Source organism: Clostridium sp. AM58-1XD, assembly GCF_003464085.1.
In the GTDB taxonomy this organism is placed as follows: Bacteria; Bacillota; Clostridia; order Lachnospirales; family Lachnospiraceae; genus Lachnoclostridium_A.
Genome location: NZ_QSDR01000061.1, coordinates 1 through 6,999 on the forward strand (window position 1 = coordinate 1; position 6,999 = coordinate 6,999).

Genomic DNA, 6,999 nt, shown 5'->3' on the forward strand with positions numbered 1-6,999 from the left:
TTTCCTTATTATAAAAAGCTTTTTCCTTATTATAAAAAGCTTCTTTCATATTATCATATCTGACTGGCGTTTCATATTATCATATCTGACTGGCGCTTTAAGAATAGAATTCATATATTCTCTATATTTCTCTTCCAAAAATTCATAATCATATCGTTTTCTCTTCTCTGCTCCAACGTTATCAAGAACATGCCGAATATCTCTCATTTTAATAGTTGCCTTATCTGTTAAGTATGAAATATTATTTACATGTGCTGAGAAAACTCCTGCTAAAAAATAAGGAATTGAATATCCCCATGTACATTTTACCATCAAACTCTTCATATAGATGTCTACTATATCTAATAAAATATCTATATCATAGTTTTTATTAAACTTTCGGTTCATATACTGTGCTATTAATTCCGTATTTGTATTTCCTGCGCCTCTTCCCATCCCGCACATAGTTGCGTCGATAATCGACTCTCTTTTTCCTCTGCACAGTTCCATAAAACGCTGTGATAAAGCAAAGGACATTTGCATATTGTTATGGGAGTGTAGTCCTATTGCTATATCGTCTCGCAAATTGTGATGAACAAGATAAAAAATACGTTCTAAATCGTCCAAATACATTGAACCAAATGTATCTACTATTGAAAGAGTATATGGTAAAACTTCATTAACTTCCTTAATCAAATCGAGAATTTCAATATCGGAATATCCCAAGATGTCCACTGGCTGTACAAATACCTTATATCCCAATGCCTTAACCTTTTTACATACATTTATAGCCTCTTTACGTTCATGCTTAAAAAAGCAGATACGGATTCCATCAATTGACTTTCCATCACATGGTTTTAATAGTTCTACGTCATAACGACTATAATCTGCCAAGGCAACAAACATCGTTTTGCTATTATTTTTAGGTAGGAACTTTTTAATTTCATCAGAATTTTTAAATACTGTACTCCCTGTTTCTCCCGATTCCTTTTCCAGAAAGCCAACTTCAACAATATCTACATTTGCTTCTACCAAATGGTGAATCATTCCTTTAATAGTATTATCACCAAATTTTTTATTTACCAAATATCCCCCATCTCTCAATGTACAATCTAAAAGTTTAATATTTCCCATGTTTTTCATCTCGATTCTTAATAATATTCATATAAATTGCATTGGCAATCTTAAAATCTTCTGGATTATCAATGTCTATTTCCTCCAATTTTTCTCCCTCGCATATATACGGTTTTATTCCAACTCTTCTTTTATACTTTTCAAAAACTTCTTTTTTGAATACATATGCGCCTGGAGTTTCGACATATATCGGAACTAAATCCTGCGTTCTTGGAAAGTTCTGAATATCAAAATTCAGGGCCTTTCCTTCCTGCCATAAAAACTGCTGCATCTTAGTAGCAATAAACGCCGAGTCATATTCTTCCGACTGCACTGCATTTACACACTTATTAATACTACGGCTGGAGGTAAATGGTCCTGTTGCATGTGACGCTATATAAATATCCGCATCTACTTCTTTAATAAACCGATCCAATATATCATTACAGTTGATGGAATCCGCATCTAATTCAAATGACCTATTTAAAAATTTCACTCCTGGTAAAAGATAGTCCTGAATTGATATGTTACTGCAATATACATATATCTCATCTATGCTGTTTGCCTCTAATAAAGCTCTTTGAATACAATGCACAAGAGGTGTTCCATCATCAAAACACTTTATATTTTTCCCAGGCAACCGTTGATTATTTAACTTAATCGGTATCATTGCTACCACTTTCATATAAGGTTCTCCTTTTATTTTAAGATGGCTAAACTAATATCATCCCCAATAGGCAACATATTTAACTTCTTTCCGTCTAAATATTTTTGTTCGTAATCCAACACCGCGCTCTTCACATTAGGATATACGTCAGAAAAATAGTCATGAATTAAAATCACGCCACCTGATATCATCCTTGGATAGAAATATACCAATCCATCCAATATAGGCTTATATAGATCCATATCTAAGTTTACAAACATATATTTTTCGTCTAAGCCCACTGCCGTATCCGGAAAATATCCCTGCTTTATAATGCAGTTTTCCGGTGTAGTCATTTTACTTAGTACAAGTTCTATTGAAGTTTTTTTCAAATGTTCCGCTTGAATTAGAGATTCTTTTTCTTCGTAAGAAAAATCTCTATTATCAAATCCCTCAAAAGTATCAAATAAATAACATTTTGAATTGGGGAATATTCTATTTATAACTTTTGCAAATTCACCTTGATAAACACCGGCTTCTGCTACAGCCGCAAATTTTCCTCGTATATCAAGGACTTCTTTAAAATTTTCCAAAAATTTTTCTCGGCTCTTTATAGATAAACTAATATATTCCCTATTTATTTTTGTCGGCATAACTCCCAGTTCAAGTAACTGTAATGTTATCGATTCCATTCCCATTAATGAACCTATAAATATTGTATCAAAATCAATATTTTTAATTTCAGATGGTGATTTTACCTCTTTATCAAATATCTTCCACCCCACTTTAGTTTCATCATTATCAACGAAAAATAAAACTTCGTATTCTTTTTTAACTAAACTGTAAACTTTCCTTCCTGTTCCTCCAGCGCCAAATATCACACATTTTTTCAAATTCTCATCCTCCTGCAACAAATTAATCTATCCCGACTATAATTGAAACAGTCTAATCAGGAAGTTCCTTTCGTTATTCATTTTCACCATATCCTTTTAATCCCTACATCCATTTTTGCATTAGAGTATCAAATGCTTTCCTTGGAAACACCTCTAATTTTCCACCACGAGTCGCATTCCAGACCTTTATATTATAATGGTCACAAAAATATTTTAAATCTTTATATGAATCAGTTACATATTTTAGTGACTTATCTATATCATCAATCGCTCTATGCACATATGTTTTTTCCTCATCATCTGAGAAATAGTTTTCGGCGAAGTGCACTTTCTTTGAAAAATCAATAACCTTATTTCCGTTTTCATCTGTTTTCGTTGGGAATGAGTGATCACATCCTAAAAGATATATTTCTGAAAAGCCCATATACATTGCAAAATTTATTAATTTTCCTGTTATTGTTCCATAAAAATGAACGCCTCTGCTTACGTCTATGTTGCAGAACTTTGGTGTCCTTTCCGCCTGTATAAAGGGATAATAAATAGCATTACTAATCTGTATTTTATAGTGTATAATCGATTGTGCACAAACAAGTTTTATAAAACCATTGAGCTGGTTTAAATCCTCTTTTTTCACTTTTATATAATCTAAATCAGATACTCCCCAAACATCTGGTCGCCACTCAGTCTCTCCGAAAATATTATATATCCCCTTAGATGCAAAGCAGAAAATCCCCTTCTCCAAAAGCTTCTCCAAATCTGACGCCTTTAATGATGGACCATTTCCTATTACAAAACATTTTTCTCCTTTATGCGTGTCTTTGAGAGATTCTAGCCTTGCGCGGTTTCCTGGAACAACCGCTTCAATCGCGTTTAGCTGTAGCTCTGAAATCATATTGTCAAATCCAAAGGTACGCATCCAGAGTTCCTCATTCAATTGTTTCTTGTATTCTTCCAATGAAGAATCTCTTATATAGCTCTGTCTGGCAATGTACTCATATAATTCATCACTTAAAGTTGATATTCTATTATCGCTTTCTTGTTTGAGAAAATCTGTATAGCTGCTAAGCTGTTTGATTTGGGTATCTATATACTTGTATAATTCATCGCTTAGTTTCTGCAATCTGATGGATATTTGCTCTGCTTTTATATCAATATCTTTATTTGCTTTTCGCAGCAGTTCATTCTCGCTAGATAATATCACTATTTTATCATCAAGTTCAATAATTCTTTTTTCCGCGATGAGTAGGTTTTGCTCTAATTCACGTCTTTTCGTTTTAAACATTATATTTCCTTTCTACACTTTTTCATAACCCTGTTGATATGATCCTAATACAATATTAACTTTAGTTTAAAAAAGTTTTAAAATCTCTTCCAGATTAAAGAGTACAATCCCCAAAAGAATACATGACAACCCTTTCCTTTTACATGTTCCAACTTTTTCATGTAAAAAAACATGTCCTAGTATAGCAACAAATATATAACCTGTTGCCTCTAATATCGCGCCCAAAGACAAGTTAATATATTTATAAGAAAGAATAGTTATCAAGGTGGAGAGAAAAAATAACATATATGCAATAATAACCTTAAAATTCAAGTATTCTCTTATTTTATTATTACAATAATAACCTTAAAATTCAAGTATTCTCTTATTTTATTATTATATTTTTTATTCGCACTACTTTTCAATAGAACCTGTGATATCGATGAAATACTTACGGATATCAAAAAAATCGAAATATACATTAATCTTTTTCCTCTCCAATAACTACCATATAGACGCCGAATACAATAACAATTACCCCCAATATTTTGCAAATTGTAATGCTTTCATCAAACAGCAGTCTTCCCCACACTAATCCCCAAAAAATTGTGACAGCCTTATTTGCATAGGCAGTTACAAGTTCCATTTTCTTTAATATTTGCTGCCACATTATTGCATAAAAAAACATAATTAAAAGTAGTAGCATATATAATACAATAAAGTTAAAAGATAAAAAACTCTGTCCAGCCGCTAATTTTGAACAAATTCCAGCACATGAATAAAACAGCAGTAAAATATGTAACAATATATATGGCTTAATAGTTTTCCTCATTATTATCACCACCAACCTGATCACGTATTACGTATTGCGGCGCATTGTTAATGCTTATATAAATGCGTCCTACATACTCTCCAATAATTCCCAGTAACATCATAATCATTCCGCAGAAAAATATAATGCAAACGATAGTTGAAGCATATCCTGGTACATAATTAAGAAAAAAGAGACGTTTAATAATTAAGACAATTGCTCCTATAAATCCTATCAGTGCGGAAAGTACCCCTAATCCAGTCGCAACTCTTAATGGTTTCACTGAAAAAGCGGTAAAACCATTAAACCATAGTTTTATCATCTTCCTTGTACTATAACCTGATTTTCCACACAATCGTTTATGACGCACCAAGGGGACAGTACCAATATTCCTTGTAGCTCTTAAAACTAACCCTCCCACATAAGGATATGGTTGCCGATATCGTATTATTTCTTCAATAACAAATCGCTTCATAGCATAATAGCTTGAAAAATCGACTTCTTTAGGCTTATCTATTAAAATTGTGGCCATTAAATTATTTACTCTTGTACCTAGACTTCTGAATTTTGACTGATTTATTTCGTAATATGCACATACATAGTCAAATCCTTCAAATAATTTATCAATTAGCATATATATTTCTTTGGGATCATGTTCTCCATCATCGTCAAGTCCTACTATAATATCCCCGGTTACAGCCCGATACGCCGCCATTAACGCACTATGTTGGCCAAAATTTCTAGAGAAATTTATGGCAATAATATGCGGATTTTTTATTGCCATATCATGGATAACATTCCAAGTAGAATCTTTCGATCCATCATTTACCAAGATGATTTCATATTCAAACGTCTTTCTTTCGGAAATTGCCTCCAATACCTGATCAACCACCGTTTCAATCATCTTCTCTGAATTATAGCAGGGAATGACTACCGATATTTTTTGCCTCTTCATTCTTCATTCGCTCCAATTCTCATTCCACTATATAAGCATGAATATACTCGCTGTTGAAATCCGTTCTTTCTCATCGCATATGCAATTTTATCTATGTCATACTCTATACGTCTCAATTCCACTTCATTATTATCTTTTATGATTGCATAGGCTGCAGTCGAAATAGCGTCTCTAGGTTGTCCTACTGATCCTGGATTATAGTAAACCGCATATTTACCTATTATTTTTGATTGAATATGTGTATGTCCAGAAATGTAAAGAGAAACCTCATCATTTTTATCTAAAAAAGAGAAGTCCTTTACATATTCATCTATATAATCAGTCCACCCGCCATGAACCATCCATATACCATCTTTTTTTATATATTGCACTGATTTTTTCAACCAGTTTATATCTTCTTCATTTAAAATTTCCCTTTGATAATCCAGGCACAAATTTACTGTATAAGAGCGATCACAGCTCTTATTATTTATAATATAATAATCATGGTTTCCCATTATATTGACAATATTCCTTTGACGAAGTTCCCTGATACATTCCCTTACCATGCAATAATAGCCACATACATCTCCTAACGAAATGATCTTTTTACACCCTATCCGATCTAATTCGTGCAGTACGGCAATCAGTGCTGGATAATTTCCATGAATATCCGAAATAATTCCTATCATTCTAATTTTACATAATCTGCAATATACCTTACTGCAGACCCCTTTCTTATTATTGCCTCTGCTGGCCGCTTATGCTCTATAAAATACTCAATACACATTTCTGACTCATTATATCCAAATGCTGTTCTTAAAGATGTAGATGAGGATATTCTTGGATTCGTTTCTAGCAATAGGTACTCGTCATTATCGCAACGAAACTGAAAATTTGTAGGTCCGATGGGTTTTAAAAGCTCTACCATGCGGTATATATTTTGTTCTATCTGTAAAATGTCTACTACTCTTGCCTTAGCTGTAGCACCTTCTTGACTTAATTTCCTTTTCAGTATAATAGGTTTAATGCAAGTTCCATCACCAAAACCAAACGTTGCAGCAGTATATTCATGTTCAACGTCTCCAACAATTTTTTGGGCCATAAACTGTTTACCCTGACGTTTTTTGAAAAACTCAAATTCCATCTTATTGCTAATTTTTTCAATCCCCTTTGATGCATAAGATTTTCGTGGCTTTAACAAAAATGGACTTCCTAATTTTTCGGATAATATATCATAATTATCATCAAGATATGTTAGGAATTGCTTTAAAATTATTTTCAATTAAAATTTGTAAGTCTCCCATTTATCATTGATAAATTAATAATCTTATCATTATTAATGACAAGTTTTTTATAATC

The 6,999-nt window shown here is 32.5% G+C and carries 8 protein-coding genes; all 8 read right to left on the reverse strand.

Annotated elements, in window-relative coordinates; all coding sequences use genetic code 11:
- Positions 1–45: 45 nt before the first annotated feature.
- The 8 genes from DXA13_RS20355 to DXA13_RS20395 all read right to left on the reverse strand — a co-directional run bounded on the left by DXA13_RS20355 (position 46) and on the right by DXA13_RS20395 (position 6,922).
- The gene (locus DXA13_RS20355) at positions 46–1,113 is read right to left on the reverse strand and encodes an aldolase catalytic domain-containing protein (protein WP_181995772.1); all 1,068 of its coding nucleotides are present in this window, start codon (positions 1,111–1,113) and stop codon (positions 46–48) included.
- Positions 1,100–1,777: a hypothetical protein gene (locus DXA13_RS20360; protein ID WP_118246820.1), complete on the reverse strand. Its 678-nt coding sequence runs from the start codon at positions 1,775–1,777 to the stop codon at positions 1,100–1,102. The genes DXA13_RS20355 and DXA13_RS20360 overlap by 14 nt, the downstream gene beginning before the upstream one ends.
- Before the next feature lie 14 nt (positions 1,778–1,791).
- On the reverse strand, positions 1,792–2,631 hold the full coding sequence (locus DXA13_RS20365; protein ID WP_118246821.1) for a TylF/MycF/NovP-related O-methyltransferase: 840 nt from the start codon (positions 2,629–2,631) through the stop codon (positions 1,792–1,794).
- Between the two features lie 103 nt (positions 2,632–2,734).
- Entirely contained in the window at positions 2,735–3,913 is a 1,179-nt protein-coding gene (locus DXA13_RS20370) for a 6-hydroxymethylpterin diphosphokinase MptE-like protein (RefSeq protein ID WP_118246822.1), read from the reverse strand.
- A gap of 460 nt (positions 3,914–4,373) precedes the next feature.
- Entirely contained in the window at positions 4,374–4,724 is a 351-nt protein-coding gene (locus DXA13_RS20380; protein ID WP_118246823.1) for a transporter, read from the reverse strand.
- The gene (locus tag DXA13_RS20385; protein ID WP_118246824.1) at positions 4,708–5,658 is read right to left on the reverse strand and encodes a glycosyltransferase family 2 protein; all 951 of its coding nucleotides are present in this window, start codon (positions 5,656–5,658) and stop codon (positions 4,708–4,710) included. Before DXA13_RS20385 ends, DXA13_RS20380 begins: the two co-directional genes overlap by 17 nt.
- Positions 5,655–6,329, reverse strand: coding sequence for a metallophosphoesterase family protein (locus tag DXA13_RS20390; protein WP_118246825.1), 675 nt, complete (start codon positions 6,327–6,329; stop codon positions 5,655–5,657). Before DXA13_RS20390 ends, DXA13_RS20385 begins: the two co-directional genes overlap by 4 nt.
- Positions 6,326–6,922, reverse strand: a complete 597-nt coding sequence (locus tag DXA13_RS20395; protein WP_147348069.1) for an ATP-grasp domain-containing protein — start codon at positions 6,920–6,922, stop codon at positions 6,326–6,328. The genes DXA13_RS20390 and DXA13_RS20395 overlap by 4 nt, the downstream gene beginning before the upstream one ends.
- Positions 6,923–6,999 lie beyond the last annotated feature (77 nt).

Excerpts from the sequence above, each read along its gene's own strand:
- DXA13_RS20390 (WP_118246825.1), bottom strand. The coding sequence starts at position 6,329 with ATGATAGGAATTATTTCGGATATTCATGGAAATTATCCAGCACTGATT.
- DXA13_RS20355 (WP_181995772.1), bottom strand. The coding sequence starts at position 1,113 with ATGGGAAATATTAAACTTTTAGATTGTACATTGAGAGATGGGGGATAT.
- DXA13_RS20385 (WP_118246824.1), bottom strand. The coding sequence starts at position 5,658 with ATGAAGAGGCAAAAAATATCGGTAGTCATTCCCTGCTATAATTCAGAG.
- DXA13_RS20360 (WP_118246820.1), bottom strand. The coding sequence starts at position 1,777 with ATGAAAGTGGTAGCAATGATACCGATTAAGTTAAATAATCAACGGTTG.
- DXA13_RS20380 (WP_118246823.1), bottom strand. The coding sequence starts at position 4,724 with ATGAGGAAAACTATTAAGCCATATATATTGTTACATATTTTACTGCTG.
- DXA13_RS20370 (WP_118246822.1), bottom strand. The coding sequence starts at position 3,913 with ATGTTTAAAACGAAAAGACGTGAATTAGAGCAAAACCTACTCATCGCG.